The sequence below is a fragment of the Streptomyces sp. NPDC006012 genome, from assembly GCF_042871185.1.
Taxonomy (GTDB): domain Bacteria; phylum Actinomycetota; class Actinomycetes; order Streptomycetales; family Streptomycetaceae; genus Streptomyces.
This window is the reverse complement of the sequence record NZ_JBIAIE010000001.1, coordinates 71,919-98,774: the sequence shown is the minus strand read 5'-3', so window position 1 is coordinate 98,774 and position 26,856 is coordinate 71,919. Positions and strand designations below refer to the sequence as shown.

25 protein-coding genes and 1 other RNA gene are annotated in these 26,856 nt (G+C 69.5%); 5 read left to right on the top strand and 21 right to left on the bottom strand.

Translation table 11 applies throughout. From position 1 onward, the window contains the following. Positions 1-161: 161 nt before the first annotated feature. Both ACFYPJ_RS00395 and ACFYPJ_RS00390 read right to left on the bottom strand, forming a co-directional pair. Positions 162-440, bottom strand: coding sequence for a DUF3039 domain-containing protein (locus ACFYPJ_RS00395; RefSeq protein ID WP_389008144.1), 279 nt, complete (start codon positions 438-440; stop codon positions 162-164). 30 nt (positions 441-470) lie between these two features. Then, on the bottom strand, positions 471-1,043 hold the full coding sequence (locus tag ACFYPJ_RS00390) for a YqgE/AlgH family protein (RefSeq protein WP_389010035.1): 573 nt from the start codon (positions 1,041-1,043) through the stop codon (positions 471-473). A gap of 288 nt (positions 1,044-1,331) precedes the next feature. Between ACFYPJ_RS00390 and murA the strand changes: the two genes are divergently transcribed. Then, the gene (gene murA, locus ACFYPJ_RS00385; protein ID WP_389008142.1) at positions 1,332-2,672 is read left to right on the top strand and encodes a UDP-N-acetylglucosamine 1-carboxyvinyltransferase; all 1,341 of its coding nucleotides are present in this window, start codon (positions 1,332-1,334) and stop codon (positions 2,670-2,672) included. A gap of 293 nt (positions 2,673-2,965) precedes the next feature. On the opposite strand, the gene ACFYPJ_RS00380 is transcribed toward murA, so the two are convergent. From ACFYPJ_RS00380 to ACFYPJ_RS00320, 13 genes are all read right to left on the bottom strand, one after another. After that, positions 2,966-3,247 carry an HU family DNA-binding protein gene (locus tag ACFYPJ_RS00380; protein ID WP_351736298.1) on the bottom strand — a complete coding sequence of 94 codons (282 nt, stop codon included), beginning with the start codon at positions 3,245-3,247 and terminating at the stop codon, positions 2,966-2,968. Positions 3,248-3,538: 291 nt separating this feature from the next. Further along, positions 3,539-4,954, bottom strand: a complete 1,416-nt coding sequence (locus tag ACFYPJ_RS00375; RefSeq protein ID WP_389008140.1) for an NAD-dependent malic enzyme — start codon at positions 4,952-4,954, stop codon at positions 3,539-3,541. A 409-nt stretch (positions 4,955-5,363) separates the two neighbouring features. Continuing rightward, positions 5,364-7,796 (bottom strand): HelD family protein, encoded by a 2,433-nt coding sequence (locus ACFYPJ_RS00370; RefSeq protein ID WP_389008138.1) that lies wholly within the window; start codon positions 7,794-7,796, stop codon positions 5,364-5,366. A gap of 95 nt (positions 7,797-7,891) precedes the next feature. Further along, positions 7,892-8,653 (bottom strand): zf-HC2 domain-containing protein, encoded by a 762-nt coding sequence (locus ACFYPJ_RS00365; protein ID WP_389008136.1) that lies wholly within the window; start codon positions 8,651-8,653, stop codon positions 7,892-7,894. A 59-nt stretch (positions 8,654-8,712) separates the two neighbouring features. Then, the gene (locus ACFYPJ_RS00360) at positions 8,713-9,234 is read right to left on the bottom strand and encodes a sigma-70 family RNA polymerase sigma factor (RefSeq protein ID WP_389008134.1); all 522 of its coding nucleotides are present in this window, start codon (positions 9,232-9,234) and stop codon (positions 8,713-8,715) included. A gap of 327 nt (positions 9,235-9,561) precedes the next feature. Next, the gene (locus ACFYPJ_RS00355; protein ID WP_389008132.1) at positions 9,562-10,149 is read right to left on the bottom strand and encodes a CGNR zinc finger domain-containing protein; all 588 of its coding nucleotides are present in this window, start codon (positions 10,147-10,149) and stop codon (positions 9,562-9,564) included. 304 nt (positions 10,150-10,453) lie between these two features. After that, positions 10,454-11,635, bottom strand: coding sequence for a uroporphyrinogen-III synthase (locus tag ACFYPJ_RS00350; protein WP_389008130.1), 1,182 nt, complete (start codon positions 11,633-11,635; stop codon positions 10,454-10,456). Positions 11,636-11,777: 142 nt separating this feature from the next. Beyond that, positions 11,778-13,184, bottom strand: coding sequence for a NarK family nitrate/nitrite MFS transporter (locus ACFYPJ_RS00345; protein ID WP_389010032.1), 1,407 nt, complete (start codon positions 13,182-13,184; stop codon positions 11,778-11,780). 423 nt (positions 13,185-13,607) lie between these two features. Next, positions 13,608-14,084, bottom strand: a complete 477-nt coding sequence (locus ACFYPJ_RS00340; protein ID WP_389008128.1) for a hypothetical protein — start codon at positions 14,082-14,084, stop codon at positions 13,608-13,610. 68 nt (positions 14,085-14,152) lie between these two features. Beyond that, positions 14,153-14,701: a hypothetical protein gene (locus ACFYPJ_RS00335; RefSeq protein WP_389008125.1), complete on the bottom strand. Its 549-nt coding sequence runs from the start codon at positions 14,699-14,701 to the stop codon at positions 14,153-14,155. A gap of 152 nt (positions 14,702-14,853) precedes the next feature. After that, positions 14,854-15,495 carry a hypothetical protein gene (locus ACFYPJ_RS00330; RefSeq protein WP_389008122.1) on the bottom strand — a complete coding sequence of 214 codons (642 nt, stop codon included), beginning with the start codon at positions 15,493-15,495 and terminating at the stop codon, positions 14,854-14,856. 118 nt (positions 15,496-15,613) lie between these two features. Further along, entirely contained in the window at positions 15,614-16,882 is a 1,269-nt protein-coding gene (locus tag ACFYPJ_RS00325; protein ID WP_389008119.1) for a hypothetical protein, read from the bottom strand. A gap of 82 nt (positions 16,883-16,964) precedes the next feature. Continuing rightward, the gene (locus ACFYPJ_RS00320) at positions 16,965-17,282 is read right to left on the bottom strand and encodes a hypothetical protein (RefSeq protein ID WP_389008116.1); all 318 of its coding nucleotides are present in this window, start codon (positions 17,280-17,282) and stop codon (positions 16,965-16,967) included. Between the two features lie 877 nt (positions 17,283-18,159). On the opposite strand from ACFYPJ_RS00320, the gene ACFYPJ_RS00315 reads away from it, so the two are divergent. The 3 genes from ACFYPJ_RS00315 (at position 18,160) to ACFYPJ_RS00305 (ending at position 20,953) form a co-directional block, all read left to right on the top strand. Then, positions 18,160-18,684, top strand: coding sequence for a hypothetical protein (locus tag ACFYPJ_RS00315; protein ID WP_389008113.1), 525 nt, complete (start codon positions 18,160-18,162; stop codon positions 18,682-18,684). Positions 18,685-18,937: 253 nt separating this feature from the next. Then, positions 18,938-20,425, top strand: coding sequence for an MFS transporter (locus ACFYPJ_RS00310; RefSeq protein WP_389008110.1), 1,488 nt, complete (start codon positions 18,938-18,940; stop codon positions 20,423-20,425). A gap of 93 nt (positions 20,426-20,518) precedes the next feature. Further along, positions 20,519-20,953: a nuclear transport factor 2 family protein gene (locus tag ACFYPJ_RS00305; protein WP_389008108.1), complete on the top strand. Its 435-nt coding sequence runs from the start codon at positions 20,519-20,521 to the stop codon at positions 20,951-20,953. Positions 20,954-21,029: 76 nt separating this feature from the next. Here ACFYPJ_RS00305 and ssrA read toward each other — a convergent pair. From ssrA to ftsE, 5 genes are all read right to left on the bottom strand, one after another. Next, positions 21,030-21,427, bottom strand: a transfer-messenger RNA (tmRNA) gene (gene ssrA, locus ACFYPJ_RS00300). A gap of 234 nt (positions 21,428-21,661) precedes the next feature. Next, positions 21,662-22,141 carry an SsrA-binding protein SmpB gene (gene smpB, locus ACFYPJ_RS00295; RefSeq protein ID WP_389008105.1) on the bottom strand — a complete coding sequence of 160 codons (480 nt, stop codon included), beginning with the start codon at positions 22,139-22,141 and terminating at the stop codon, positions 21,662-21,664. Between the two features lie 60 nt (positions 22,142-22,201). Continuing rightward, positions 22,202-23,371, bottom strand: a complete 1,170-nt coding sequence (locus ACFYPJ_RS00290) for a S41 family peptidase (protein ID WP_389008102.1) — start codon at positions 23,369-23,371, stop codon at positions 22,202-22,204. A gap of 67 nt (positions 23,372-23,438) precedes the next feature. Then, positions 23,439-24,356, bottom strand: coding sequence for a permease-like cell division protein FtsX (gene ftsX, locus ACFYPJ_RS00285; RefSeq protein ID WP_389008099.1), 918 nt, complete (start codon positions 24,354-24,356; stop codon positions 23,439-23,441). A gap of 37 nt (positions 24,357-24,393) precedes the next feature. Further along, positions 24,394-25,083 carry a cell division ATP-binding protein FtsE gene (ftsE, locus tag ACFYPJ_RS00280; RefSeq protein WP_030167209.1) on the bottom strand — a complete coding sequence of 230 codons (690 nt, stop codon included), beginning with the start codon at positions 25,081-25,083 and terminating at the stop codon, positions 24,394-24,396. A gap of 258 nt (positions 25,084-25,341) precedes the next feature. On the opposite strand from ftsE, the gene ACFYPJ_RS00275 reads away from it, so the two are divergent. Continuing rightward, entirely contained in the window at positions 25,342-25,548 is a 207-nt protein-coding gene (locus tag ACFYPJ_RS00275) for a hypothetical protein (protein WP_389008096.1), read from the top strand. Positions 25,549-25,660: 112 nt separating this feature from the next. On the opposite strand, the gene ACFYPJ_RS00270 is transcribed toward ACFYPJ_RS00275, so the two are convergent. Continuing rightward, complete coding sequence (locus ACFYPJ_RS00270) at positions 25,661-26,572, bottom strand: hypothetical protein (protein ID WP_389008093.1); 912 nt, start codon at positions 26,570-26,572, stop codon at positions 25,661-25,663. Positions 26,573-26,856: the final 284 nt, after the last annotated feature.

Here is a 26,856-nt window from a genome sequence, read left to right as displayed (position 1 = left end):
ACCCGAACACGCCCACAAGAGGTCTGAACCACTCTGTGACCGGCGGACACACATCCCGCCCCGCCACAGCACAACAAATACGCACACAACACGACAAAGGCCCCCGCGGTACGCGAGAGCGCACCCGGAGGCCGTGAGGATCTCAGCCGGAGACGGGCCGGTTACTTGCCGTCGCCGCCCTCGTCGCCGCCACCGCTCATGGACTCGTAGATCTCCTTGCACATGGGGCACACGGGGTACTTCTTCGGATCGCGCCCGGGCACCCACACTTTCCCGCACAGCGCCACCACCGGGGTGCCGTCCAGAGCGCTCGCCATGATCTTGTCCTTCTGGACGTAATGGGCGAAGCGCTCGTGGTCACCGTCGCCGTGGGACACCTGCGGTGTCGGCTCTACGAGGGTCCCCGTACCAGTCCCGCGCTCGGGCTCAAGAGTGCTCATACCTGCCAGGGTACTGAAGTGGCATCCGGATCAGTTGAGAGACGGGTCGTCCGGATACGTGGCCACCATCGCCAGTTCGCTGCGCTGGCGGCGCAGCACCTCGCGCCACAGTCCCTCCGGGGAGGGCGAGGAGACGTCACCGGGCTCGGACTCCACGACGTACCAGGCGCCTTCCACCAGTTCGTCCTCCAACTGGCCGGGCCCCCAGCCGGCGTATCCGGCGAAGATCCTGAGCGAGCCGAGGGCCGGGGCGAGCAGTTCGGGCGGGGCCTCCAGGTCGACGAGGCCGATCGCGCCGTGCACCCGGCGCCAGCCCAGCGGGGCGCGGTCGCCTCCGCTGCCACCTGGGATGACGGCGACGCCGAGTGCCGAGTCCAGGGACACCGGGCCGCCCTGGAAGACCACACCGGGCTCGCCGGCGAGGTCGGCCCAGCCCTCCAGGATGTCGCTCACATCCACCGGGGTCGGACGGTTGAGGACGACGCCGAGCGAGCCCTCCTCGTCGTGGTCGAGAAGAAGCACCACCGCGCGGTCGAAGTTCGGGTCCGCCAGAGCGGGTGTTGCCACGAGCAACCGCCCTGTGAGCGAGGACACCTCGGTCATGCCAGACATGATCCCGCATCTTCCGGCCGAGTGGGGAGCGGGCGGGGGTAGGCGAGTGAATGGGGCGGGAATCACCGCCGGGACCGAGGAGCGGCCCTGGTGAGGGCGTTCTCCGGGGCCTCGGCGGTGCCGCCCGGCGGCCGGTGACCCCATGTGCCCGACGGGGGACGGTTCGTGTTGTGACACAGCTATGACGCGACTGGGCCCCCATCGGGCTTACGGGAGGGGGGCGTACGGCGATTAGTCTGTCTCCCCTGGCCCTGACCCACTCCACGGAACGCGAGTTACATGACCGTCACCGACGATGTCCTCCTTGTCCACGGCGGAACCCCGCTGGAGGGCGAGATCCGTCTCCGCGGTGCGAAGAACCTCGTGCCGAAGGCCATGGTCGCCGCCCTGCTGGGCAGTGCGCCGAGCAGGCTGGGCAATGTTCCGGACATCCGGGACGTCCGGGTCGTCCGCGGACTGCTCCAGTTGCACGGGGTGACGGTCCGTCCGGGTGAGGAACCCGGCGAGTTGGTGCTGGACCCCACACACGTGGAGAGCGCGAACGTCGCCGACATCGACGCCCACGCGGGCTCCTCGCGCATTCCGATCCTGTTCTGCGGCCCGCTGCTGCACCGGCTCGGGCACGCGTTCATCCCCGGCCTGGGCGGCTGCGACATCGGCGGCCGGCCCATCGACTTCCACTTCGACGTGCTGCGGCAGTTCGGCGCGGTCATCGAGAAACGCGCCGACGGCCAGTACCTGGAGGCGCCCAAGGGGCTGCGCGGCACGAAGATCCGGCTGCCCTACCCGTCGGTCGGCGCGACCGAGCAGGTGCTGCTGACGGCCGTACTCGCCGAGGGCGTCACGGAGTTGTCCAACGCGGCCGTCGAACCGGAGATCGAGGACCTGATCTGCGTCCTGCAGAAGATGGGCGCCATCATCGCGCTGGACACCGACCGCACCATCCGCATCACCGGCGTGGACCGGCTCGACGGCTACGCCCACCGGGCGCTGTCGGACCGTCTTGAGGCCGCGTCCTGGGCGTCGGCGGCGCTGGCGACCGAGGGCAACATCTATGTCCGCGGCGCCCAGCAGCGTTCGATGATGACGTTCCTGAACACCTACCGGAAGGTGGGCGGCGCGTTCGAGATCGACGACGAGGGCATCCGCTTCTGGCACCCCGGCGGCCAGCTGAAGTCCATCGCGCTGGAGACGGACGTGCACCCGGGCTTCCAGACCGACTGGCAGCAGCCGCTGGTCGTCGCCCTGACCCAGGCCACCGGCCTGTCCATCATCCACGAGACGGTCTACGAGTCCCGGCTGGGCTTCACCTCCGCGCTGAACCAGATGGGCGCACACATCCAGCTCTACCGCGAATGCCTCGGCGGCTCCGACTGCCGCTTCGGCCAGCGCAACTTCCTGCACTCCGCGGTCGTCTCGGGTCCCACCCGCCTCCAGGGCGCCGATCTGGTCATCCCCGACCTGCGGGGCGGCTTCTCCTATCTGATCGCCGCGCTGGCCGCCCAGGGCACCTCCCGGGTCCACGGTATCGACCTGATCAACCGCGGCTACGAGAACTTCATGGAGAAGCTCATGGGTCTCGGCGCCAAGGTGGAGCTGCCCGGCAAGGCGCTCGGCTGACGGGGCCACTCGGCTGACGGGAGCGAGCCGCTGACGAGGGCCACTCGGCCGGCGCAGACGAGCGGCCGGCGGGGGGCCACTCGGCTGACGCCGGCATTCGGCTGACGCGGGGCGAGTGGTCCTTACCAGCGCCAGAGGGCGCTACCGGCCCGTACCGGTCCATACGGCTACGAGTAGGACGACCACGGCGCGCACGGGGACGACGAGAGGGGCGGCCACCCGGTCCGGGGGCCGCCCCTCTCGTGTCACTGTGTGTGCCGTACGCCGTCCCGTGGCGTACGAACGGCTGGGGGCTACTTGCCCTTCGCCGATTCCTTGAGCTTGCTGCCCGCGGAGACCTTCACGCTGTAACCGGCGGGGATGTTGATGGGCTCACCGGTCTGCGGGTTGCGGGCGGTGCGAGCGGCACGGTGGGTGCGCTCGAAGGTCAGGAAGCCGGGGATGGTGACCTTCTCGTCGCCCTTGGAGACGACGTCACCGACGACCTCGGCGAACGCGGCCAGCACAGCGTCGGCGTCCTTGCGGGTCACTTCGGCGCGGTCGGCCAGCGCGGCCACCAGCTCACTGCGATTCATTTTGTTACTCCCGTGTTCTTCTTACTGTTGGGGCGTGCCAAGCGGCGGAGCCGCAGATCAGGCACAGCGAAGCCGATGCGCTCGCGCCCAGAGACGCATCCTGCCCCCACCTGCGGCGGGAAAGCCAATCCGGCACCCGTAGGAGTCGTGAGAACACCCTAGGGAGTCACACGAAAAGCGCCTGCTCGGCCGTCACCCTAGAGGGCGCCCGGCGCCAAGAGGTTCCGCGACGCGCCGGTGCGGAGCCCGCCGTGTCGAACGTCACGCCTGTGCACACTACGGTACGAAGCTCTACACCGCCCCCGCTGCCGACCTGGCGGCGTCCCGGACCGCGCCGGCCACCGCGCCCGCGACCTTCTCGTTGAAGACGCTCGGCACGATGTAGTTCGGGTTCAGCTCGTCCTCGGTGACCACGCCGGCCAGCGCCTGCGCCGCGGCCAGCATCATGTCCGTGCTGACGGTGCGGGACTGGGCGTCCAGCAGGCCGCGGAAGACACCCGGGAAGACCAGCACGTTGTTGATCTGGTTCGGGAAGTCGGACCGGCCGGTGGCCACAACTGCGGCCGTCTGACGAGCGATTGCCGGGTCGACCTCGGGGTCCGGATTCGCGAGTGCGAATACGATCGCGTCGTCCGCCATGGCCGCCACGTCGTCCCCGTCGAGGAGGTTCGGGGCCGAGACGCCGATGAAGACGTCCGCGCTGTGCACGGCCTCCTTCAGGGTGCCGGTGAGGCCCTCGTGGTTGGTGTTGTCGGCGATCCAGCGCAGCGGCGAGTCGGCGGACGCGGTCACCAGGTCCGCGCGGCCGGCGTGCACCACGCCGTGGATGTCGGCGACGACCGCGTTCTTGATGCCCGCCGCGATCAGCAGCTTGAGGATGGCCGTGCCCGCCGCGCCGGCCCCCGACATGACGACCCGGACGTTCTCGATCGCCTTGCCCACCACGCGCAGCGCATTGGTGAGGGCCGCGAGGACGACGATCGCGGTGCCGTGCTGGTCGTCGTGGAAGACGGGGATGTCCAGGGCCTCGCGCAGCCGGGCCTCGATCTCGAAGCAGCGGGGCGCGGAGATGTCCTCCAGGTTGATGCCGGCGAAGCCGGGGGCGATCGCCTTGACGATCTCGACGATCGCGTCGGTGTCCTGGGTGTCCAGGCACAGCGGCCAGGCGTCGATGCCCGCGAAACGCTTGAAGAGGGCCGCCTTGCCCTCCATGACGGGCAGCGCGGCCTTGGGGCCGATGTTGCCGAGGCCCAGCACGGCGGAGCCGTCCGTCACGACCGCAACCGAGTTGCGCTTGATGGTGAGGCGGCGGGCGTCCTCGGGGTTCTCGGCGATCGCCATGCACACCCGGGCCACGCCGGGCGTGTAGACCATGGACAGGTCGTCACGGTTGCGGATGGGGTGCTTGGACTGCATCTCGATCTTGCCGCCGAGGTGCATGAGGAACGTACGGTCGGAGACCTTGCCGAGCGTGACGCCGTCGATGCCGCGCAGCTTCTTCACGATCTCGTCGGCGTGCGCGGTGGAGGTGGCGGCGATGGTGACGTCGATACGGAGCGTCTCGTGGCCGGACGCCGTGACGTCGAGGCCGGTCACCGAGCCTCCGGAGGACTCCACCGCGGTGGTGAGCTGCGAGACGGCGGTTCCGCTCGCGGGCACCTCCAGCCGGATGGTCATCGAGTAGGAGACGCTGGGCGCCGTTGCCATGGCCGACTTCCTCTGCTTTCACTGTCGCGAAGTTGTGCCGTCCGATCGTCGCACCAACCCCTGACAAAGTGCCAGCCGCCCTGGGATACGGACGTATTGTTCACAGATGTGCTGCGAGTTCGGAAAACGACTTCCACCATACGGGAGTCGACTCAGGCAGAGCGATCCGGCGAGGGGATCCGGCCATGGGATCGGGCAGGGGGATCCGGCAATGAGAGAGGCCCACGTCAGCGAATGACGTGGGCCTCTCTCGTCGTTCATGACACCGACCCGCCATGCTCGCCTCGCGGCAAGTGGTCGCTCGTAGCGACTAAGGTTGGGCCCGGGGGCTTGGATCGAGCCGGTGTCACAGCAAGGCTAACAAACGGATCCCCGACTGCCATTCCCGTCGGGAGAGTTCATCCCGCATTCAGTCCCGCAGCAGGTCCGGCACCCCGGCCTCGTCCGGCTCGTCGCGGTCCGCGGAGACGACCGTCAGCTGTTGGGTCGCACGGGTCATGGCGACGTACAGCACCCGCAGGCCGGCCGGGCTCTCGTCGGCGATCTCCGCCGGCGAGACGACGACGGTCGCGTCGTACTCCAGGCCCTTGGCCTCCAGGCTGCCGAGCGCCACCACCCGGTCGCCGAGCCCGGCGAGCCAGCGCGCGGCCTCCGTGCGCCGGTTCATCGCGACGACGACGCCGACCGTGCCGTCGACCAGGCCGAGCAACCGCTCGGCCGCCGCCCGCACGGTCTTCTCCAGGGAGTCCCGGGCGACCGTGAAGTGCGGCTCGACCCCGGTGGAGCGGACCGCGGTCGGGGACTCGGAGCCCGGCATCGCGAGGGCCAGCACCTTCGACGCCAGGTCGGCGATCTCGGCCGGGTTGCGGTAGTTCACGGTGAGCCGGAAGCGGCGGGCGCGTGCGGAGCGGCCCGTCGCGCCGTCGCCGCCGGGACGGTGGTGGTGACCGGGCACGCGGGTGCCCAGCGCCTCGTCGCGGGCCTCGGCCGCCTCGTCCGGGTCGGACCAGGAGGACTGCGCCGGGTCGCCGACGACGGTCCAGCTGGCGTGCCGGCCGCGGCGGCCGATCATCCGCCACTGCAGCGGCGTGACGTCCTGCGCCTCGTCGACGATGACGTGCGCGTACTCGGTGCGCTCCTGGGCCAGGCGCTCGGCCCGCTCGCGCTGCGACTCCTCGCGGGTCGGCATCAGCTCCTCCAGGCCGGTGAGCTGGTCCAGCGGATCCAGGTCGCGCTTCTTGCGGGGGCGGGCCGGGGTCCCGAGGATCGCCTGCAACTCGTCGAGCAGCGCGATGTCGTGCACGGAGTACCCGTCCCGCTTCAGGGAACGGGCCACCTTGCGGATCTCGCCGGGGTTGAGGATGCGCCGGGCCCAGCGGCCGAGCCGGCGCTCGTCGGCCATCGCGTCGAGGACGGCCTTCGGGGTCAGCTCGGGCCACCACGCGTCCAGGAAGGCGATGAAGGCGTCCTCGCCCGCCACGTCCTCGTCGAAGGAGGAGCGCAGTTCGGCGGCCAGTTCCGGGTCGGTGTGCCGTGCGGCGGCGCCGGACTGCTCGTACAGGGCGTCCAGCAGCAGCCTGCGGGCGCGCGGGCGCAGCAGGTTCACCGGGGCCGTGCCGCCCAGGGCGGTACGGCGGACATGGTCGAGGTCGGCGGCCGTCAGCTCCAGCCGCCGGCCGAAGGCGACGACCCGGAGGCGGTCGAGCGGGCCGGACGGGACCGGCAGGGTGTCGGTGTCGTCGTCGTCCTCACCGAAGGCGAGCTGTCCCGCGGGAGCCGCCGCGGCGCCGCCCGGCCCCAGCTCCAGCGCCCCGCGCGCGGCCTTGCGCAGCACCTTCAGCATCCGGTACGAGCCCTTGGCCCGGGCCACCGCCGGCGCGTCGTACAGCGTGGCCTCGGCGCCGTCGACGAGCGAGCCGATCGCCCGGATGGCGACCTGGCCCTCCTCGCCGAGCGAGGGCAGTACGCCCTCGGTGTACGCCACCAGCAGCGGCGTCGGCGAGACGATCAGGATGCCGCCCGAGTACCGGCGCCGGTCCTGGTAGAGCAGGTAGGCCGCCCGGTGCAGCGCGACGGCCGTCTTGCCCGTGCCCGGGCCGCCCTCGACGTAGGTCACCGTGCCGGCGGGGGCGCGGATGACCAGGTCCTGTTCGGCCTGGATGGAGGAGACGATGTCCCGCATGGTGTGGCCGCGGGCCTGGCTCAGCGCGGCCATCAGGGCGCCGTCGCCGATCACGGGCAGCTGCCGGCCGTCCAGGTAGGCGGTCAGCTCGGGGCGCATCAGGTCGTCCTCGACGCCCAGCACCCGGCGCCCCTTGGAGCGGATGACGCGCCGACGCACGACCCGTCCGGGGTCGACCGGCGTGGAGCGGTAGAACGGGGCCGCCGCGGGGGCCCGCCAGTCGATGACCAGCGGCGCGTAGTCCTCGTCCAGTACGCCGATGCGCCCGATGTGCAGGGTCTCGGCGATGTCGGCGGTGTTGTCGGCGCGCACCGCGCCCTCGGCGGGCTCGACGGCGGTGTAGGCGCCGTCGGGGCCCTTCTTCCCGTCCTTGCCGCGGAGCAGGTCGATCCGGCCGAACAGGAAGTCCTCGAACTCGTTGTTCAGCCGGTTGAGGTGGATACCCGCCCGGAAGACCTGCGCATCGCGTTCGGCGAGCGCGCCGGGCGTGCCGACCTGGCCGCGCCGGGCCGCGTCGTCCATGAGGAACTCGGCTTCGTGGATCTTCTCCGCAAGGCGCCGGTACACCCGGTCGAGGTGTTCCTGTTCGACGCTGATCTCTCGGTCACGTACGGAATCGTGCACCGAACCGACCGCGGATTGCTGAGCCTGAGCGGCCACCTGGCCCCCTTCTGACGTGCTGGGCAGCCGTCAACCGTACGCGAAGGGGACCCATGGAGGCTACGGGCCCGGCCGGGGGATCCCGCCGGACGGTCTCACGTGTCGACCTGGACGAGTTTCCTGCCGCTGAAGGTCATGACCTCGAAGTGGTCGATCTGGTCCGGTTGCAGGGCCGCCCCGCCGCGGACGTAGAGGGGGGCCTTCGCGTCGTCGTTCCCGGCGCCCGGCAGGCCGTAGCCCCGGACCGGCACGGACCAGGAGGTCACCGTCTCGCGTTCGCCGTTGCGGCCGACGGCGATCAGCGAGCACTTCTCCGGTCCTGGGACGTTTTTCAGCTGCAGGACGGTGTCCGAACCCCAGGGCGTCCTCTCCACCGCGACCGTCGCGGTGACGTGTGTCGCCGGGTCGGTCGCCGTGACCTTGTCCGCCATGGTCGTGAACGCGGCGCCGGCGGGCGGGGCGGCCACCGCGGGGCTGTCCGGGCCGCCGGTCGCGGCCAGCACGGTCAGCGGACCGCCGATGATCAGCGCGACCGCCGCGGCGACCAGGCCGATGCTCCACCGCCGCTTCCGGGCGCGGCGCTCGGCGACCTCGTCGAGCAGTTGCTCCGCCGACCGCAGGCCGGGCCCGGCCGGCAGCGACGCCCCGGGCCCGGGTGTGCCGGCTCCCGGCAGGTCCGCGAGCGCGGCCAGCACGGGCTCCATCCCGGCGAGTTCGTCGAGCTGCCCCGCGCACCATTCGCACCCGGCGAGGTGCGCCTCAAAGGCGGTGGCCTCGGCCTCTTCGAGGATGCCGAGCGCGTAGGCGCCGACCGTCTCGTGCTCGCCGGACGCCGGAGTTCTCTGGCCGGGACTCATCGGACCGGACCTACCCGGACCACCCGTGCCGAACCCGTCGCGTCCCCCGTACCCGCGCATCACGCGGTCACCCCCCGCTCCTCAAGCGCCAGCTTCATCGACCGCAGCGCGTAGAACACCCGTGAGCGGACCGTACCGCTGGGGATACCCAGCGTCTCGGCCGCCTCGTTGACGGTACGCCCCTTGAAGTAGGTCTCGACGAGGACCTCCCGGTGGGCCGGGGTCAGGTCGTCGAGCGCGTCGGACAGCGTCATCAGCCACAGCGCCTTGTCGATCTCGTCCTCCGCGGGGATGACCTCCAGCGGCGACGGATCGACCTCCTGCGGCCGGGACTGCCGGCTGCGGTGGCCGTCGATGACGATGCGCCGCGCGACCGTCACCAGCCAGGGGCGTACCGATCCGGTCGCCCGGTTGAGCTGACCGGCGTTCTTCCAGGCACGGATGAACGTCTCCTGCACCACGTCCTCGGCGCGCTGCCGGTCCCCCGCGACCAGCCGGAGGACGAAGGCAGTGAGGGGGCCGGCGTGCTCGCGGTACAGCGCACGCATCAGCTCCTCGTCGGGCTCCGAGGATCGGGACATGCGGTGCCAGGCCCTCGATCCGCGTTCATTCGCCACGACGGGATCCTTGCGCACGCCCACCTCCGATGTCCGGGGGTTCCCCCAACCGGTCGCTCGTGCACGGGTACGGATGCCGGGTGGGGCGTGTTCAAACCTCCGGTGGCGGATTTCCGCCGAGCGCCACCGCGAGGGGACATCCGCACACATTACCCCCGCATCTTCTTTGCATTTCCGGCATATCGCGGCGGCCGGGCCCTCCGGGCGAGCGTGCGGACGGATGGCTCCGTGCGGCGGTGCGGGCGGAGGGCCTGTCGCGGACATCACTCCGGGTGCCGGGCGGCGGGGCGGTCAGGCCCGGGCCAGCGCCGCTCGCCGACGGTGCCGGGCCACCCGTTCCCGGTTCCCGCAGACCTCGCTGGAGCACCAGCGCCTGCGCCGCCCGCGGGAGGTGTCCAGGTACACGATGGAGCAGTTGTCCCCCTCGCACTCCCGGACCGCCGCCCGCGCCACGGGGTCGGTGAGCAGTTCCACGGCGTCCCGCGCGAGGGCCGCGAGCAGCGCCGCGCACCCGGGCGGACCGGTCAGTTCCCGCACGAGCGTGCCGTCCGGGCGGCGCACCGCGCGCGGCGCCGGGGGCGCGGCCTGCGCGACCGCGTTGACCCGGGCCAGCGCGAGATCGTACGGCCGCCCGTCACCGGCGAGCCCGCCGCGCACCAACTGCCCTATGGACCAGCGCAGTTCACGGAAGCCCGCCAGCCAGGAGGCGTCGACGTGGGCCAGCGGGGTGCCGGGCGGAACGAGCCCTGATCCGCCGATCCAGGCCCGCAGCGGCTCGACCGCCGCCAGCCGTTCCTCCGGATGGGCGGTCGCCAGGAGATCCAGGCAACTCCGTCCGGCGTGGAACCGCAGCTCATTGGGGGCCGTACCCAGTGCCATGTGCCTGTCACCGCCTATGCGCTCCGCTGGAAGGGCCGTGATTCGCTTGCGGCAGGGAAACCGTTCTCTCTCCCACAGTGCCTGCCCGGCGGCGCGACCGGAACCCCTCACACCGCCGAAGCCGTGGGCGCGGCCGGGGGCAGGGTGTGGCGCGACACCGCCGCGCGGCGCGGCGGGCGAACTCGGCGCACATCGGACGCCGTGACGAACGCTCAGCGGCACTCGGCGACATTCAGTGTTATTCAGTGATGTTCATTGGCATTTGTGGACGGGTGCTTACACATATGTGCGGATGGCAGAAGGTTCATCCGTCGCCGTACTTGGTGTCCACCGACGGGTCCAGGGCCAGCCGGTAGCCCCGTTTGACCACCGTCTGGATCAGTCTGGGCGTGCCCAGGGCGGTGCGGAGCCGGGCCATCGCCGTCTCCACCGCGTGCTCGTCCCGCCCGGCACCGGGCAGCGCGCGCAGCAGTTCGGAGCGGGCGACCACCCACCCCGGGTGCCGCGTCAGCGCCCGCAGCAGCGCCATCCCGGCCGGCGGCACCGGTCTGAGGTCCCCGTCCACCAGCACCGCGTGCCCCCGGATCTCCACCCGGTGGCCGGCGATCGGCAACGTCCGTGCGCGCAGCGGCAGTTCCTGGCACAGCAACTGGACGAGCGGCCCGAGCCGGAAGCGCTCCGGCTGCAGGGTGGCCACCCCCCGCGCCTGCAACGGCAGCGCGGTCACCGGCCCGACGCAGGCCGCGAGTACGGCGTGGTGGAGCACGCCGAGCAACGCGTCCGTCAGGCCCCGTTCCTCCGCCCGGGACAGCAGCGACGCGGCGGCGGGCGCGCTGGTGAAGGTGAGCGCGTCCAGTCCGTGCGAGACGGCAGTGTCCAGCAGCCGGTCCAGCGGGCCGATGTCCTCGGGCGGCATCCACCGGTACACCGGCACCGGGATCACCTCCGCACCCCCGGCCCGCAGCGCCTCCACGAACCCGGGCAGCGGCTCCCCGTGCAACTGCACGGCGACCACGCGCCCCTCGACGCCCTCCGCCAGCAGCCGGTCGAGGACCTCGGCCATCGACTCGCTCGACGGCGACCACTTCTCCGTGAGCCCCGCGGCCCGGATCGCGCCCTTCACCTTGGGTCCGCGGGCCAGCAGCTCGACGCCCCGCAGCCGCCCGAGCAACTGCTCGCCGAGGCCCCACCCGTCGGCGGCCTCGATCCAGCCGCGGAAGCCGATGGCGGTGGCGGCCACCACGACGTCCGGCGCCCGCTCGATGATCTCCTTGGTGGCGGCGAGCAGTTCGCCGTCGTCCGCCAGCGGCACGATGCGCAGCGCGGGCGCATGGACGACGACGGCACCGCGCCGCCGCAGCAGCGCCCCGAGTTCGTCGGCGCGGCGCGCGGCCGTCACCCCCACGGTGAACCCCGCGAGGGGCCCGGGTTCCGGCGGCCCGGATCCCGGGGGCCCGGGTTCCGGTCGCTGCTCTGCCTCGTCCATCGCTCTCGTCCCGCAATCGGTTCGTCGTGCCGGAGGCGAAGGCGCCGGACCGGCGGTTTCGACGGTGCGGTACCTGCCTGTCGAGCGAGCCTGTCAACGGCGTATGACGGGCTCGGATCGACTCGATGTCACCATTGTTACGTCACACCCGGGCATGGCTGAGCTGCTGCTTCTCCTCGGTGGCGGCCCCGGCGGCGACCGGGGCGGCCGGCCGGCGAAGGTATACGGCCCAGGTGACCACGAGACAGACGGCGTAGAAGGCGAGGAAGGCGGCGAACGCGCCGGTCCCGGTGCCGGAGCTGAGGAACGACTGCCGGAAGGCGAGGTTGATGCCGACCCCGCCGAGCGCGCCGACCGCTCCGATCAGCCCCATCGAGGCCCCGGAGAGCCGCCGTCCGTACCGCACGGCCGCCTCGCCGGTCAGCCCCGCGGCCAGCGCCCTGGCCTGGAAGATGCCCGGGATCATCTTGTACGTCGACCCGTTGCCGAGCCCGGTGAGCGCGAACAGGACGACGAACGTGACCGTGAACAGGGCGAACGACCGCAGCTGACCCGCGACGATGAGCACGGCGGTGGCCGCCGCCATGGCCACGTAGGTCCACAGGGTGATCCGTGCGCCGCCGTACCGGTCGGCGAGCCGCCCGCCCAGCGGCCGGACGAGGGAGCCGAGCAGCGGTCCGATGAAGGTGAGATAAGCGGCCTGCAACGGCGTACGGCCGAACTGGGTGGTGAGCACCTGTCCGAAGGCGAAGCTGTACCCGATGAACGATCCGAACGTGCCGACGTACAGGAAGGACATGATCCAGGTGTGCCCCTCCCGCACGGCGTCCCTGGCCGCGCCGGTGTCGTTCTTCACCGAGGCGAGGTTGTCCATGAAGAGGGCGGCGAGGACGGCGACGACGACGATCAGCGGGATGTAGATCCCGAGCAGCAGGCGCGGCCCGCCGCCGGCACCGATGATCGCGAGCGCGACGAGCTGGATGACCGGCACGCCGATGTTGCCGCCACCCGCGTTGAGCCCGAGCGCCCAGCCCTTGTGCCGCATCGGGAAGAAGGCGTTGATGTTGGTCATGGAGGAGGCGAAGTTCCCACCGCCGATACCGGCCAGCAGGCCGATCCACAGGAAGGTGGCGAAGGAGGTGCCCGGCCGCATCACGGCGAACGCGGCGAGCGTCGGGACCAGCAGCAGCCCGGCGGAGACGATCGTCCAGTTCCGCCCGCCGAAGACCGCGACGGCGAAGGTGTACGGCACCCGGGCGACGGCGCCGACCAGGGTGACCACCGAGGTCAGCAGGAACTTGTCGGCGGGAGTCAGGCCGTACTCCGGGCCCATGAAGAGGACCAGGACGGACCAGAGCGTCCAGACCGAGAAGCCGACGTGTTCGGAGAGGACGGAGAAGAACAGGTTGCGCCGCGCGATCCGCTCGCCGGTGGTCGCCCAGAAGGTCTCGTCCTCGGGGTCCCAGGTTTGGATCCAGGGGCCTGGCCTGGGGGTCGGGGCGGGCCCGTCCCCGCCGACGGCTGTGCCAGTAGCCGTGTCACTGGTCATGTCACTGGTTACGTGACTGTTCATGTCACTGGTTGTGTCACTGGTTGTGTCACTGACGGTATCGGTGGCGGTACCAGCGTCTGCCATGGCGCCTCCAGGGTGCTCCAGGACTCGGGTGCTCCTTGCTGCGGAGATGAGTCCCGAAGGTAGGGAGGACGCGTTTCCTCGCTGTGGCCACGGGTGACCGGCGAGGAACGTTGCTCTCACCGTGGGCGGGAGCCGGGTGAGAGATCCCGTGGGCGGGAGGGGGTGAGCGGTCACGGAGCGGACAGTGGTCACTCAGCTCCCCCTCCCCCATCGACCCCCGTTCCGTCGCCCGCCCATCTCGAACCACAGCAGCCCCACAGCGCGAGCGGACGCATCGCGGCGGGGGTGGCGCACCCCCCTCCCCCGTTCACCGGATTTTGAGGGGAGCCCGGCTCGTCAGTGGACGCGCCCCTTGTACCGGACAAGCCTGAACGGTCGAGCGCCGCCCGGCTCGGCCACCACGCCGCCGTGACGCGGATGGCTCGCACACCAGACCTGGGTGACCGTCACACCCACGTACCTCTTGAAGGGCGCCGCCGTCAGGACCTCGTCACCGAATCGCAGGACCGCCGGCACCTTGACCTCACGGCCGTCGGGCTGTGCCTCGTGAGCTCTGAGGCGCCACCCATGGGAACTGACCGGCACGACCTCACAGTCGACGCGTCGCCAGGGGTGCGCGCTGAGCGTGCGGTGGATACGGAGAGCGGTGACTGCGGCCCACACGTTCAGAGGCAGCAGGACGGGTATACCGACGAAGACCACCCTGGCGAACAGCGGTATGAGCCGGTCGTCGCCCGAGAGCGGCGCGACCAGGATGGGCACCGGCCACACCACGAAGAGGAGTGCCCCCTGCCGGAGGAGCCGCCATCGCATGGCCCGGCGAGTGGGCGGGTGCCTGATGGCAGGGTGTGCGGCTCAGGGCAACCGCGCCGCCGCTTCGGTCACCGTGGTCCGCCGTCCTCATCGTGCTCTCTACTGGTCTGCCCGAAGGGATCGTCGAAACTGACCAGTTCTGCCATCTGACGAAGAACCAGCCGATAACTCTCGCGGAGCACCACGGCAGTCGTGCTCAACGTGAGGAGCGCCAGGCTCGTGCCGTCCGGGTGTGGAAGGTGAGCGTGGATCTGGAGCAGCGGCCGGCCGGGCAGGCCGGACTCCAGGGTGGGAGTCCGCACGGTCTCGCTGAACGTGGCAGGACCGCAGGGTAGTTCGGCGTAGTCGATGTGGGTGTGGCCCTCGGCCGACGCGACCGCCCGGGCAGCCGTGACACCCCGCGGACCCCAGGCCGTACCCATCCACGCGATGGTGAACAGGGACAGGAGCACGCCGCCGCCATCGCCCTGACCGGTGTCGTCACGGTGCAGGCCCAGCGAGCAATGGACCATGCCCTCCCTGCTCAGAACATGGAACATCCGCAGGACGTCGGCCAGGTTGGCGGCGAACTGCCTGCGGATCCCGTCGTCCGGCGCGGATGCGAGGAGCGGCTCCACTATCTCTCGGAGCCGATCACCCTCCGGGGAGGATGGCGGGGCCAACAGCACATCGAGAGGAAGCGAGGTGAATCCGGGAGGGCTGGCGAACCAGATGCTTTCCCCGTCTGCCTTCGTGTTCGGATGAGTGGCCGGATTCCGTGTCGTCGGCGTCATGTGTCCGAGATGTTCGAGGGTTCGTGACTATGCGTGGGCTGTGGATCGTCGCCGGTGTACGCGGCACCTGCGCGGCGGGCGCGGTTGATGTCGGCAGCGCTGGCCTTCCAGGTTTCGGGTACACAGTTCCGGTCGAAGACAGGGCGTTGATAGAGAAGGTGCAGTCGTTTGGGCGCCTTGCCGCTACGGGCTGGGGCGGCAACGACAGCGAGAAAGCGTGGGTCACCCGCGAACCAAAGTGGTTCGATCTGGGCTCTACGTTCGGGTGTGGTGCGAGGGCCGTCAAGCCGCCTCAGCCACCAGTAAGACCGCTGGTGCTTGATGAACACCAAGGGGATCTTTTCGTCCGAGTCGGCTGGATTAAGGAATTCGAACCACATCCCGTCGTCCCGAGCTTCCGAGTATTTACCAAGCCCGCTGGGCACTTCTTCGAGGATCTGCCAGGGATATGTACGCAGAATACGACGCATCCGGAAAGCAGGCCGGAAATATGTGAGCTGGTTGAAAAACCGGTAGAAGCCATAGAGGAAGTACGGCATGAAAATCCACACGACCCAGTTCGGCGTGTAGGTCGAAATTCCCAGCAGGGCGACCCACACTCCGGGCCAGCCGATGAGTCCCAGAACGTTCATGATCATGTGCCGCGTCCACGCGTTACGTGTCGGAGCTTGCTCCCACGCCATGGTATGTGTTGCGGAATGCATAGGAGATTGCCTTCGAGTTTCGTTCAGGCAGATGATACCGCCTGATCAACGATCATTGGAAAACCCTGCGGGCCAAGTCGACAGTTTCGCTCACATCGACCGGGCCGAGGAAAAAGCCGTCTACGGCCGTACCGACGTTCGCCACTGCGTGGTTGTCGATTGCGTCAACCAGATTCGCGGCGACTCCGTAGGACGCTGTGGTAAACCCTGCCCAGGGAGCGGCCTTCTCCACGACTTCAACAGACTTGGCCAGCCGAGGCGCTTTCTCCACTACCCAAGAGGTGAAGGGATTACTCAGTTCGGAGTACTCCCTGGCGCTCGTCACGGTCTTGCTCCCTGCGGCGGCCAGCCGCTGAGCCGCTGTGAGCGCCTCCCCCGCCTCCCCGACCCCCCGCAGCAGCGCAGGCACTCCCTTCGCCGCCGCTCCGAGCCCAGGCAGCATCCCGAGCCCATCTGCCGTAACACTGAGCGCATTGCTCCAGAAGTCTGCGTCGAACTCTCCATGGCGGACGCCGTCCCACAGAGATGCACGCACTTCCGGATCTGCCAGTCGCCCCGCGACGGCACCCGCACTCAACGCCGCTGCGACCAGCAGAAGAACCGCCGCGGCGGTTCCACCCGAGAGCACGAACAGGGCGATGACACCGAGGGCCGCAGCCGTCCAACTGAGAATGTCCGGCAGATTGTCGGTAATCCAGTCCAAGGCGCTGTCGAAGAACCCCGGCTCATGCGGCGCCAGCTTCTTCGTCGCGTCGCGGATCTTCACCGCCCGGTAGCGGGCCTTCTCCTCATGTTCCTCGGCCAGCTTCCTTGCCCTGCCGATGATCTGGTCGAGGTCGGCCCGGGCGTTCTCCACGGCGATGTTGGCATGGGTCAACGTCTTGTGGGCCTCGTCGTGCGCGGAACCCTTCTTGTCCAGGTCGCGGTCGTTCTTCGCCTTGGTCGCGGCGCCCTTTGCCTTGTCAAGGATGTCCTGGGCGTCCCGCGCTTCCTCGTTCAGACGTCGGGCCTGGCCCTGGAAATCATCGAGTTCGCCTTCCCAGCAATCCAGTTGAACGGCGGCCTTGCCGATCGAGCGCGCGGCGTTCTTCAGGTTGAGGGCCAACGGTCCGCCCTGCAGTTCCTCACGGAAGGCGACTGCCGCGTCGCCCTTCCAGTAGCTGCCATCCATCAGCTTCGTGACCAGCCCGTGCGTCTCCTCCAAGACCTTGACGCAGGAGGCGAGCTTCTTGTGCAGGTCGCGCACCGAGTCGATGTCGCCCGGAGCCGGGTTGAAGCCGAGGTGGGTGTAAGGGTTCGGGAGACTGGCACCGTACGACACGGGTTTCAGCCCCTGCGGGGGTCGCCGCTGCGACGCGCGGCAGAATCCGGGTACGGGTCGGGCTCGACCCCGGGAGCCAAGGTCACCGTGCCGCCCCTTCCGTGCCGTGTCCGCCTTTCCTCAGCGCGGCTTCCAGAGCCTTGTCAACCTCCTGGTAACTGTCCTTGCTCTGGCCGACGATCTTCGCGAGGGATTCGGTCTGCTGACCGATCTGCTCGGTGCCGTACTTCCAGTCCTCCTGGAAATCCTGGCAGGCGGAGTCGAGGTCGTCGGCGCCGAGGCCGGTGACCGTCGCATCGCTGAGCGCTTTACGCAGGCCCTTCAGGGAGTCGCTCGACTTGTTCAGCAACTTCATGAAGTGCTCCAACTCATCATCGTCGACGGCCAGTCGATCTGCCATGCGCTCCGCTCCCCCGATGTTTCCCAAATGAAACATCACGTTATCCGCTGTCGCGGCAAGACACCAATGCTTGAAATTGCCGTACCGCACAGGCGACCCGCACCCCGCTCCGGTACACCCGGCGGACCAGACGCGGCAGCCGAGGCGCTGGGCCTGCTCTACCTGTTGACGGCCTGGATCTCCTGCACGACGACATCCTGAGTGGCACCGAAGGTTCCGTCTGGATGGCGGCGAGTCACGGCAGGCTCCTGGTTCAGCGATTGGGGTGGGTAGAGCAGCCGATACGCTAGCCGGATCGGCTGCGGCCACACCAGAGCGCAAAGAGTCGCACCGCCCGCGCGGATCGCGCATAACGGCACGGGGCGGGTCAATAAGCCCCGCGATCATAGATGTTGATGACCATTCGGGTGACATGGCGACCACCGAATGTCGAGGACGGCCAGCCCGGTCACTGCTGCGGATGCTGCTGGCGCGGGTCCTCCTGGTGCCGAGGATGCGGCTGGCAGGGACAGGCCTGGAGATGCGGCTGAGGGGGATACGGCTGCGGAGGAATCGGCTGCCGGGCGGCGGCGTACGGGCCCGAAGGCTGGGTGTAGGCGTAGGGACCAGATGCCTGCCGAGAATGGCCACCGGCCTGCGGCCCGACCCCGCACGGCCCCGGCTGCGGCAGGCCATAGCCGGCCGGTGCCCCGGCAACGGCAACGGCCCGCCGGCGTAGAGGGAAGCGAAAGGCGGCGCACTGCCGACTCGAACATGTCGCCGGAATCACCGGCCGTGACGCCCCCTGGCAGACACGCGTAGCTCTCGGGCACCATCTCCGTGCGCCACCTGCACAGCCGCCCCACAGGAAGAACGGCCCTACAGCAGGAAGGTCCCCATGAAGATCCGCTCCGCCCTCACGGCCCTCGCGCTCACCCTCACCCCCGGGCTCGCCGTCCTCGCCGGCGCCGGGGACGCTCTCGCCGCCCAGGACGGTGCCCAGACGGTCGCCGTCACCAAGATCTCCCACGCGACCGCCACCTCGATGTTCAGCTCGGTCGGCATCACCTGGTCATCCTCCGGCAACTGCTCCAACCGCAACGTCTCGACCTGCACGTCCTTCGAACAGGTCAACCTCGCCACCGCGCAGGGCGCCCAGACCCTCAAGCAGTCCTCCGGCTGCGCGCTGAACATCACGGGCGGCACCGAGACCGGCCACGCCAGCGGCACGTACTCCCACTGGAACGGCTACAAGCTCGACTACGGCAAGAACACCTGCGTCACCAACTACATCAAGGGCACCTTCACCTACATCGGCCTGCGCGGCGACGGCGCCCCCCAGTACAAGTCCGGCGCCGGCAACATCTACGCGGACGAGGGCAACCACTGGGACGTCCTCTACTACAACTGCGGCGGCTGCTGACCCGGCCCCGCCCGAAGCCCGGCCGCGCATGACGAACGGCGGCCGGGCTCTCGGCGGTTGGGGTGGTTCAGGTGGTGCGGATGGTTCGGATCTACCGGTTGACGGCAACCCGCCACACCCCCTGGCGTACGAGCTGACGGGATTGAAAGTGGACCAAGGGGATCCACGTGGGGCCCCCTCTCCGCCGAGGTCCGGCATCCCCCCACTCAAGACTGGACTTGACAGTCCTATTTCGGCCACCCAAGATTGGACCGTGAAGTCCGATATACCTTTCTCGGGCCACACCGTGACACAGCAGTCCCGCGCGTCGCGGGGCGCCGGTGCGGTGGTGGCGATCCTGTCGGTTTCCTCGGTGTCCTACGCCCTGGTGCAGTCCATGGTGAACCCGGGGCTGGAGGCGCTGCGCGAGCAGGTGCACACCAGCCGCCTCGGAGTGAGCTGGGTTCTCACGGCGTTCCTGCTTTCCAGCGCCGTGCTGACGCCCCTGCTCGGCCGGCTCGGCGATCAGGTCGGCAAACGCCGCATCCTCGTCGCGGTCCTGTTGCTGCTGACCATCGGCAGTGTGGTCGCCGCGCTCGCGACCAGCCTGCCCGTGCTGGTGCTGGGACGCCTGCTGCAAGGTGCGGGAGGCGCCACCCTGCCGCTGGCCTTCGGCATCGTCCGCGACCTGCTGCCCACTGAGCAGGTCGGTTCCAAGATCGGCACGATTGCCGCCGTCAGCGCCGTGGGCGGTGCGGTCGGCGTCCTCGTCGCCGGCCCGATCATCGACGATCTCGGCGTGCCGTGGCTGTTCTGGGTGCCCGCCCTGGCCAACGGGATCATGGTGCTCGCCGTGCTCGCACTCGTTCCGGACACCGGGGCCGCGGCCACGGGCCGGATGAACTGGCTTGCGGGCCTCCTGCTCGCGGCGACTCTGGTGCTGCTTCTGCTGCCGCTGAGCCTGGGGCAGGAGTGGGGCTGGGGTTCGGGCAGGACGCTGGGCCTGTTCGCCGCCGCGGTGGTGGCGGGCGTGGTGTGGGTGGCCGTCGAGGCGCGGTCCAGGTTCCCGCTGATCGACATGCGGGTGTTCCGCCTGCGGCCGGTGTGGACGGCGAATCTCGCGTCGTTCCTGTTCGGAGTCACCCTGTACTCCGCCCTCGGGTTCATCCCCTCCTTCCTCCAGACGCCCACCAGTACCGGCTACGGCCTCGGTGAATCCATCGTGATGACCGGCCTGATCTTCCTTCCGGTCTCGGTCACCCAGTTCCTCGGCGGCCTCGCCGCGGGCCCGCTGTCGCGCAGGGTGCCGACGAAGATCCTCCTGGTCATCGGCACCGTGCCGATCGTCGTCTGTTTCCTCCTGCTCGCGGGCTTCCACGGCAGTGCCCGGCTCGTCTCCCTGGCCGCCGCGATCGGCGGCGTGGGTTTTGGCATCGGACTGTCGGCGCTGTCCGCGGCGATCGTGCACGCCGTCCCCGCGGAGCACACGGGCGCGGCGAGCGGGATGAACGCGAACATCCGCACCATCGGAGGAGCGGTCGGCGCCGCCGTCGTCGCCGCCGTCCTCGCCGCCCACACGACGTCCGGGCAGTTCCCCGGCGAGAGCGGCTATACGGTGGCGTTCCTGCTGCTGGCCGGGGCTGCCGTGGTCGGGCTCGTCTCCTGCCTCTTCATCTCGGCGGGACCGGCCGGTGCGGGCCGGAACGAGGAGACGGCGCACGAGAACGCCGCGAAACTCGTGGATGTACCCCGAACCAAGTGAGTCGAGCGTCTTCCGGAGTTCCGGCGGGTTGGCCTCTCCGCGTCACGTGGCGGGTGCCGGAATGCAGCGGAGAACAACACGAAAGGGTTTCCCATGACAGCAGTTGCCGCAGCCCGGGAGATCGAGAATCTGATCGCCGAGTACGCAGAGCTGGTCGACACCGGCGACCTGGCCGGTCTGGGCCGGCTTTTCGCCGACGGTGTTTTCACCGGTAGTGACGGCGTCCGGTTCGAGGGAAGTGCGGCCGTCGAGAACATGCTCCGGGAGCATGTGATCATCCATGACGACGGCACACCACGCACCCACCACGTCACCACCAATATCCGCATCGAGGTCGACGAGCAGGCCGGCACGGCGACCGCACGGTCCTACCTGACGATTTTCCAGGCGGTGGACGGACTGCCGCTCCAGCCGATCGCCGCGGGCCGCTACCAGGACCGCTTCGTACGACGGGACGGCACCTGGCGGTTCGCTCAGCGCCGGATCACCCTTCACATGGTCGGGAACCTCGGCCATCACCTGCGCTGACCCGGTGGGCCGGTCCCCGGCCGCGCATGACGAAGGCCCCGTCGCTCGCAGCGACGGGGCCTCGGCCGTATGGGATGAGTGGAGATGGCGGGAATCGAACCCGCGTCCAACGGTGCGGAATCAGGGCTTCTCCGTGTGCAGTCCGCTGCGATTTTCTCAGCCCCGGAGATCACGCGGACAAGTCTCCGACGGGCTCAGTCACTGTTTGGTTTCCCTCTTCACCCCGTGACCGGGATCAAGGTTTAGTCCCCTAGCTGATGCCAGGATCCGGGTCGGGAACAGCCCCGGGCTGACACTCCCTTAGTAGGAGGCTCGCTCTTGCTGCCTATCAGGCAGCGAGGGCGAAGGCCTGCTGGGAGGAATCGCGCTTGGTATTGGCGATTATTTTTTTCGGCCTGTGGTTTACGAGATCATGGCCGCTTCCTCGACACGCTTCCCCTGCTTCGACAACCGCTGTCGAAACCGATCATCCCCATGTTGATTTTTCAATCCGTGCACCCGCCTCGGGGTGCGGTGACATCTTACGTGACCGACGCGCCCACATGCCAGCGCATTACCGCCGCCGACGGGGCAAACGGCCTCGGGGCCTCCGGCAGGTGCTCGGCGGCGCCGCACCGACCCCAAGCGGTAGGCACGCTGCCTGCACCGGTCGGCCCTCGGCGCCGTCAGGCGGCGCGCATTGTCTGCGCCGCACGGCCCGCGGACCGGTCAGGCGCGCTGCTGGCGCCGGACCGCCGAGATCGCGCGATCCGCCTCGCGGCGGTCCTGCTTCTCCCGTAGGGTCTGCCGCTTGTCGTACTCCTTCTTTCCTCGCGCCAACGCGATCTCGATCTTGGCCCGGCCGTCCTTGAAGTACAGCGCGAGCGGCACGATCGTGTGGCCCGTCTCCTGGGCCTTGGACTCCAGCTTCTCGATCTCCACGCGGTGCAGCAGCAGCTTCCGCTTACGCCGGGCGGTGTGGTTGGTCCAGGTGCCCTGGCTGTACTCGGGCACGTGCACGTTGTACAGCCACGCCTCGTGCGCGTCGAGTTGTACGAAGCCGTCGACCAGTGAGGCACGTCCCTGGCGCAGCGACTTCACCTCGGTACCGGTGAGGACCAGACCGGCCTCGTAGACATCGAGGATCTGGTAGTCGTGCCGCGCCTTCTTGTTCTGCGCGATCAGCTTGCGCCCTGTTTCCTTAGCCATAGTGCCGACCATTTTCGCACTAGGGAGGGGGTCTGGCGGAAGTCGATAAAACGGGGCCCGCTACGGCGGGTCGCCCAGCCCGCTCAGGACGGTCTCCGCCCGCTCCAGCGCCTGCCGGCCGGCCGAGAGGTCGGGAGTGATGCCACGGCCGTCGACGGCGTGCCCGGAGGGGGTGCGGTAGTGGCCGACGGTCAGTTCGGCCACGGAGCCGTCGGGCAGGTCGGTCGGCATCTGGACCGAGCCCTTGCCGAAGGTGCGGGAGCCGACGACGACCGCGCGGCCCCGGTCCTGGAGGGCGCCGGTGAGCATTTCGGCCGCGCTCATCGTCCCGCCGTCGACGAGCGCGACCAGGGGTCTGGTGGTGTCGCCGCCGGACGCGGCGTGCAGGGCGCGCTGCTCGCCCTCGACGTCGTAGGTGGCCACCAGGCCCCCGTCCAGGAAGGCGGAGGCGGCGGTGACGGCCTCGGTGACCAGGCCGCCGGAGTTGCCGCGCAGGTCGAGGATGATCCCGGCGCCGGCCAGGGCCTGCCGTACGGCGGTGCGGACGGCGTCGCCCACCCCCTTGGTGAAGGCGTCGACCTTGATCACCGTGACGCCCCGGGCGAGCCTGCGGACGGTCACGGAGTCGGTGGACAGCCGGGCCCGGCGCAGCGTCTCGCTCCACGCGCGCGTGCCGCGTTCCAGGCCGAGCCGGACGGTGGTGCCGGCGGCGGCGCCCTGTGCGTCGCCGCGCAGCAGGGCGACCACCTCGGTGACCGGGCGTCCGTCGACCTCGGTGCCGTCGACGCTGCGCAGCAGATCTCCCTCGCGGATCCCGGCGGCCGCCGCGGGTGATCCGGCCCGCACCTTGGTCACCTCGACCCGGCCGTCGCTCTCGCGCCGCGCCCACAGGCCGACCCCGGTGTACTCGCCGTCGAGGGCTTCCTCGAATTCCTGGTACTCGCCCTCGGAGTAGACGGCGTCCCAGCGGTTCCCGCTGCGGCTCACGGCTCGTTCGGCGGCCTCCATGGGGGACTTGCCGTCGGCCATGGCCTCGGCGGCGGCCTCCTGGACGTCGTCGTACCGGGTGGCCGTGCGGGCCGCGTCGCGCAGGGTCCTGCGGCCGGAGTGGTCCGGGTCGGGGAAGGATCCGGTCGCGGCGCCGGTGACGAGCACACCGGCGAAGACCAATGTCAGGGCCGCCCCGCGGCGGAAGCGGCGGGGCTGACAGAACGGGTCACGGCCTGACATGCCGGTGAGTCTAGGACAACGCGAAGGGCCGTACGGCCGGTTGACCGTACGGCCCTCTTGGCGTGCGTCACACCTTCAGGTACTTGCGCAGCGCGAAGAACCCTGCCAACGCGGGCATCAGTACGCTCGCGGCGAGAATCAGCGGGAGCTTGGTCAACACGGCGTCCCAGCCGACGAAGTTGATCAGGCTCAGCTTCGAGGACAGCTCCATGCCGTGGTCGACGGTGAAGTAACGCCCGACGATCAGGAAGACGCAGGCGAGGAAACCGCCGATGAGCCCGGCGACCGCGGCCTCCATGATGAACGGCGCCTGGATGTAGAAACCGGACGCGCCGACCAGCCGCATGATCCCGGTCTCGCGCCGCCGGCTGAACGCGGAGACCCGCACGGTGTTGACGATCAGCATCAGCGCGATGATCAGCATCAGCGCCATGACACCGAGCGCCGCCCGGTTCAGCAGGTTGAGCAGTCCGAAGAGGTTGTCCAGGATGCCCTTCTGGTCCTGGACCGACTGCACGCCGTCCCGTCCCGAGAAGGCGGAGTCGATGACCTTGTACTTCTCCGGGTCCTTCAGCTTGATCCGGTACGACTCCTGCATCTGGTCCGGGGTGAGCGAACTGGCCAGCGGAGAGTCGCCGAACTGCTGCTTGTAGTGCTTGTAGGCCTCGTCCTGCGACTCGTGGCTGACCGTCTCCACGACCGACATCTTCTTCAGGTCGGCGACGATCTGCTTCTTCTGGTCGTCGGTCACCGCGCCCTTGGCACAGGTGGGGTCCGACTCGGCCTCGCTCTTGTTGCAGAGGAAGATCGAGACGTTGATCTTGTCGTACCAGAAGCCCTTCATGGTGGTCACCTGGTCGCTCATCAGCAGCGAACCGCCGAAGAGGGCCAGGGAGAGGGCGACGGAGACGATGACGGCGAAGGTCATCGTCAGATTGCGGCGGAGACCGACACTGATCTCCGACAGTACGAACTGGGCGCGCATGGCGTCGGATCAAGCCTTTCCGTGGATCTCGTGCGGGTCAGTGCTGGTAGCCGTAGACGCCGCGGGCCTGGTCGCGGACGAGGCGCCCCTTCTCCAGCTCGATGACGCGCTTGCGCATCTGGTCGACGATGTTCTGGTCGTGCGTCGCCATCACCACGGTCGTACCGGTCCGGTTGATCCGGTCGAGCAGTTTCATGATGCCGACGGAGGTCTGCGGGTCGAGGTTGCCGGTGGGCTCGTCGCAGATGAGCAGCTTGGGCCGGTTGACGAAGGCCCGCGCGATGGCCACGCGCTGCTGCTCACCGCCGGACAGCTCGCCGGGCATCCGGTCCTCCTTGCCGCCGAGCCCGACGAGGTCGAGCACCTGCGGCACGGACTTGCGGATCTCGCCGCGCGACTTGCCGATGACCTCCTGCGCGAAGGCCACGTTCTCCGCGACGGTCTTGTTCGGCAGGAGGCGGAAGTCCTGGAAGACCGTGCCGAGCTGGCGCCGGATCTGCGGCACCTTCCAGTTGGAGACGCGCGCGAGGTCCTTGCCCAGGACGTGCACCTGACCATGGCTGCACCGCTCCTCCCGGAGGATCAGCCGCAGGAAAGTGGACTTTCCGGAGCCGGAGGATCCCACGAGGAAGACGAACTCGCCCTTCTCCACTTCCAGGGAGACATCCCTGAGCGCGGGGCGGGTCTGCTTGGGGTAGACCTTGGAGACATTGTCGAATCGGATCACGGATGCACCACGGGTAGCCGGGGGTAGATGTGCGTGACCATACGCGAACCCGGCGGGCAAGCGCAGTCGCCCGCCGAGGTTGTGCGGAGCTTGTACATCTTTGTTCCTGCTTTGTGCCTGGAAAAGGGGGGCGCCGTGCGTACCGAGCCGTGGCGGTGGCCCGCGCAGGCTCCGCGGGAACCTGGCACAGTGGTGGGGGAACGTTCCCGTTCCCGTGGGCGTTGTTCGGATGACGGCCGGTGCAAGGAGGGCGAGCGCATGACGTACGACCGGTTGGTGTGCGCGAACTGCGCTGCGCCTGTGAGCGAGGGCCGGTGCCCGGTGTGCCGGGCCAACCGCGAGCGGCTGCAGCAGCAGGGCTTCTTCCAGGACGGCTTCTTCGCGGGGCTGAACCCGATGGCGCTGATCGCGCTCCTGGTGGTGCTGATCGCCGCGGTGGCACTGGTGGCGCACCAGACCGTGTGAGCGGCCCGCAGCGCGGCTGAGGACGGCCGAAGGGCCCGGAGCGCCAGGCTCCGGGCCCTTCGTCATGCACAGTACGTACGAAACGTACGGCGGTGACTACGTTCCGTCACCGTCAGGCGGCGGTGCCGCCCCGGCCGCCCGCCAGCCGCGGCAGGACGCGGAAGGCGATACCGCCGGCGATCATCGTCGCGGCGCCCAGAAGCAGGAACGCGGTCTGCCCGGCACCGGTCTCGGCCAGCTGGTCGCCGCCGCCCTGGGCCGTGGTGTCCGAGCCCGTGTCGGTGAGGGACGAGGAGCCCTCGTCCTGGGACACGTTGTCGTTGCCACCGTCGGGGGTGGTGCCGCCGGAGGTGCTGGAGCCGCCGCCGTTGCCGCCGCCGTTACCGTTGCCGCCGTTACCGCCGCCGCCGTTGTTACCGCCGCCGTTGCCGTTGCCGCCGTTGCCACCGCCGCCGTTGTTACCGCCGCCGTTGTTACCGCCGCCGTTGTCACCGCCGCCATTGCCGCCGCCGTTGTTACCGCCGCCGCCGTTACCGCCGCCGTTGCCGTTGCCGCCCTCGGAGGTACCGGTGCTGGTCCCCTCGGACGTACCGGTGCTGGTCCCCTCGGAGGTGCCCGTGCTCGTCCCCTCGGACGTACCGGTGCTGGTCCCCTCGGAGGTGCCCGTGCTCGTCCCCTCGGACGTACCGGTGCTCGTCCCTTCGGACGTGCCCGTGCTGGTCCCCTCGGAGGTGCCCGTGCTCGTCCCCTCGGACGTACCGGTGCTCGTCCCCTCGGACGCACCGATGCTGGTCCCCTCGGAGGTGCCCGTGCTCGTCCCTTCGGACGTGCCCGTGCTGGTCCCCTCGGACGTACCGGAGCTGGCACCGCCGATGGTGTCCGTGCTCACATGGGCCTTGATCGGGCCGGCCTGGATACCGATGTCCAGCGCCGATGCCGCGCCCGCGGCGGTCAGCGAGGCGCCGGCCGCGATCACCGCACCTGCGGCGACCCGCGCGACCCGGACCCGCGTCTTCTTGGTCATGTAGTTGCTACCCCCAGTAGCTGATCGTCAGTGTGCGGCGCATGGGGCCAGCCGTGATCGACGGAGGTAGCCGGTGAAGTCAGCGTCCTTCAACTGTCCTTCGAGTCCTGCACGCCCCCCGGTTCACATGCGCCCCAGAGATACGCATGCCACGCTTCACCCTTCCTATTTTCCAAGGAACCGTCAAGGCCACTGCGTGGACAATGTCCCAGGACACGGCATTTACGGGGAGTTGCAGCCCGCGATCGTTATCGAAAGCCCGGCCAAAAGCCAACTGCCGCCTC

Bases quoted from the DNA above. Each gene is read 5' to 3' on its own strand.
- smpB (WP_389008105.1), bottom strand. From the start codon at position 22,141: ATGGCTAAGGAAACAGGGCGCAAGCTGATCGCGCAGAACAAGAAGGCG.
- ACFYPJ_RS00340 (WP_389008128.1), bottom strand. From the start codon at position 14,084: ATGCGATGGCGGCTCCTCCGGCAGGGGGCACTCCTCTTCGTGGTGTGG.
- ACFYPJ_RS00390 (WP_389010035.1), bottom strand. From the start codon at position 1,043: ATGACCGAGGTGTCCTCGCTCACAGGGCGGTTGCTCGTGGCAACACCC.
- ACFYPJ_RS00360 (WP_389008134.1), bottom strand. From the start codon at position 9,234: ATGTCCCGATCCTCGGAGCCCGACGAGGAGCTGATGCGTGCGCTGTAC.
- ACFYPJ_RS00275 (WP_389008096.1), top strand. From the start codon at position 25,342: ATGACGTACGACCGGTTGGTGTGCGCGAACTGCGCTGCGCCTGTGAGC.
- ACFYPJ_RS00345 (WP_389010032.1), bottom strand. From the start codon at position 13,184: ATGACCAGTGACACGGCTACTGGCACAGCCGTCGGCGGGGACGGGCCC.
- ACFYPJ_RS00270 (WP_389008093.1), bottom strand. From the start codon at position 26,572: ATGACCAAGAAGACGCGGGTCCGGGTCGCGCGGGTCGCCGCAGGTGCG.
- ACFYPJ_RS00350 (WP_389008130.1), bottom strand. From the start codon at position 11,635: ATGGACGAGGCAGAGCAGCGACCGGAACCCGGGCCCCCGGGATCCGGG.
- ACFYPJ_RS00365 (WP_389008136.1), bottom strand. From the start codon at position 8,653: ATGAGTCCCGGCCAGAGAACTCCGGCGTCCGGCGAGCACGAGACGGTC.
- ACFYPJ_RS00330 (WP_389008122.1), bottom strand. From the start codon at position 15,495: ATGATCATGAACGTTCTGGGACTCATCGGCTGGCCCGGAGTGTGGGTC.
- ACFYPJ_RS00375 (WP_389008140.1), bottom strand. From the start codon at position 4,954: ATGGCAACGGCGCCCAGCGTCTCCTACTCGATGACCATCCGGCTGGAG.
- ACFYPJ_RS00305 (WP_389008108.1), top strand. From the start codon at position 20,519: ATGACAGCAGTTGCCGCAGCCCGGGAGATCGAGAATCTGATCGCCGAG.
- ACFYPJ_RS00290 (WP_389008102.1), bottom strand. From the start codon at position 23,371: ATGTCAGGCCGTGACCCGTTCTGTCAGCCCCGCCGCTTCCGCCGCGGG.
- ACFYPJ_RS00320 (WP_389008116.1), bottom strand. From the start codon at position 17,282: ATGGCAGATCGACTGGCCGTCGACGATGATGAGTTGGAGCACTTCATG.
- ACFYPJ_RS00395 (WP_389008144.1), bottom strand. From the start codon at position 440: ATGAGCACTCTTGAGCCCGAGCGCGGGACTGGTACGGGGACCCTCGTA.
- ACFYPJ_RS00355 (WP_389008132.1), bottom strand. From the start codon at position 10,149: ATGGCACTGGGTACGGCCCCCAATGAGCTGCGGTTCCACGCCGGACGG.
- ACFYPJ_RS00315 (WP_389008113.1), top strand. From the start codon at position 18,160: ATGAAGATCCGCTCCGCCCTCACGGCCCTCGCGCTCACCCTCACCCCC.
- ACFYPJ_RS00380 (WP_351736298.1), bottom strand. From the start codon at position 3,247: ATGAATCGCAGTGAGCTGGTGGCCGCGCTGGCCGACCGCGCCGAAGTG.
- ftsX (WP_389008099.1), bottom strand. From the start codon at position 24,356: ATGCGCGCCCAGTTCGTACTGTCGGAGATCAGTGTCGGTCTCCGCCGC.
- murA (WP_389008142.1), top strand. From the start codon at position 1,332: ATGACCGTCACCGACGATGTCCTCCTTGTCCACGGCGGAACCCCGCTG.